Source organism: Streptomyces beijiangensis, assembly GCF_017315755.1.
In the GTDB taxonomy this organism is placed as follows: domain Bacteria; phylum Actinomycetota; class Actinomycetes; order Streptomycetales; family Streptomycetaceae; genus Streptomyces; species Streptomyces beijiangensis.
Map to the genome: position 1 here is coordinate 1 of NZ_JAFLRJ010001086.1, position 1685 is coordinate 1685.

The window sequence follows — 1685 nt, forward strand, 5'->3', positions numbered from 1 at the left end:
CCCGCCCGGAGCGCCGGGCGGGGTGGGGGCAGGGGTGTGTCCGGGCGGTGCGGGCATGTTCAGCTCTCCTCTCCGAGGAGTTGCTCGGAGGTGGCGAGTCCGGCGAGCAGGCGGCTCATCAGTTCGTCGTCCGACATGTCGTCCAGTGCGTCCTCTGCGCCTTCGATCGAGGGCTGCGTCGGGTCGGGTTGTGGGGTGGTCGCGGTGGGAAGGCCGTCGAGGAGGTATTGGGCCAGTGCGCGCCCGGTGGGGAACTCGAAGGTCAGGGTGGCCGGGAGATCGATGCCCATCACGTCGTCGAGGCGGGTCTTGAGCGCGACGGCCATGATGGAGTCCATGCCGAGTTCGAAGAAGCCGCGGTCGGGGCTGACTTCGCGCCCGGAGCTCTCCCCCAGGACGTCGGTCACGTGCAGGAGCACGGTGTCGAGCAGCCGGTCGGCGCGCAGGCCGGGGTCGAGGGCGAGTAGTTCCGTGACGAGCGGGGGGATGGTCGTGGGTGGCTGCTCGGCCGTGTCCTGTTGGTGGGTTGTGTCGGGCCGGCCGAGCAGGTCGAGGAATCCGCGGTCGGTCTGGGTGCGGCAGGATGCGGCGTACCGGGAGGCGTCGACCCGTGCGACGGTTGCGTCCTGGTAGTCGGCGCGCAGGAGGACGTCCATGGATTGGGTGACGTCGGCGGCCGTCAGTGGGGTCAGTCCGCTGTTCTCCATCATCAGTTGGTCGCGGCGGGTCAGTTCGCCGGTGTCTGTCCGGGGCATCCAGCGGAGTACCGCTGCGGCGTATCCGGCGGCGGACCGGTTGGCGGCCATCGAGGTCAGGGCTCCGTCGATCATGCTTGGTACGGCCATGCCGGTCGCTCCCCAGGCGGCGGCCGCCGAGCTGAGAACGTAGAAGAAGTCGAGCGGGGTGCCGTGCAGGGCTCGTTCCACGTGTGTCGCGGTATCGATGGTGGCCTGTGCGGCGGCGAGGTGGTGCGGTGCGGTGGTGGTGAGCGGCCGGGCCGGCAGGGGGGTGGGGGCGATGACGACGCCGGCGATCGGTTTGCCGTGGGTTGCTCTGGCGAGCGTGTCCTGGGTGCTCTCGGCGGGGGTGAGGTCGATGACCTTGATGGTGGTGCCGGTGGTGGTGAGTTCCTTGATCCACCTTTCGTCGGGTTCGGGCGGTGTGCCGGTGGTGGTGTCGCGGATGAAGAGCAGTTGGTGTGCGCCGGCGGCGATCAGGTGTTCTGCCAGGGGGCGGTGGGCCGGTGACGGGGTGGCGACGATGGTGTACCAGCTGTCCTCGCGGCAGCGAAGCGGTGCCAGCACGGCCGGCAGGGGGGCGGCCTTGCCCAGCCTCGGGGCGTACCAGAGCCCGTTGCGAAGGCTCAGCTCGTCCTCGACGGGGCCAAGGGGTGGGACGGAGGCCGCCAGTATGTGCTCTGCGAGGGTGTTGTACTCCTCCTCGGGCAGGCCCGGGGCGCTTGGGCGTGCCGGCAGGTCGATGCAGCCGCCCCAGGTGCGTGGTGCTTCCATCGCGAGCACGCGGGCCAGTGCCCATGCGGCGGCCTGGTCCTGGTGGGGGGCCCGGGAGTGGTCGGGGTCCTGGGCGCCGCGGGTGATGAGCCACAGGCGCGGCGGGGTGGTGGTCGCGGAGGCGACGGCCTGGGCCGCCAGGAGTGTCGCGGTGACCGCGCCGCTGTCGTGTCC

At 71.0% G+C, this 1685-nt stretch carries 1 protein-coding gene; it reads right to left on the minus strand.

The genetic code is table 11. The annotated features are described in order from the left end of the window. Nucleotides 1-59: 59 nt before the first annotated feature. The coding region (locus J0695_RS40660; protein ID WP_206969826.1) for a beta-ketoacyl reductase at nt 60-1685 on the minus strand (1626 nt) is incomplete at its 5' end.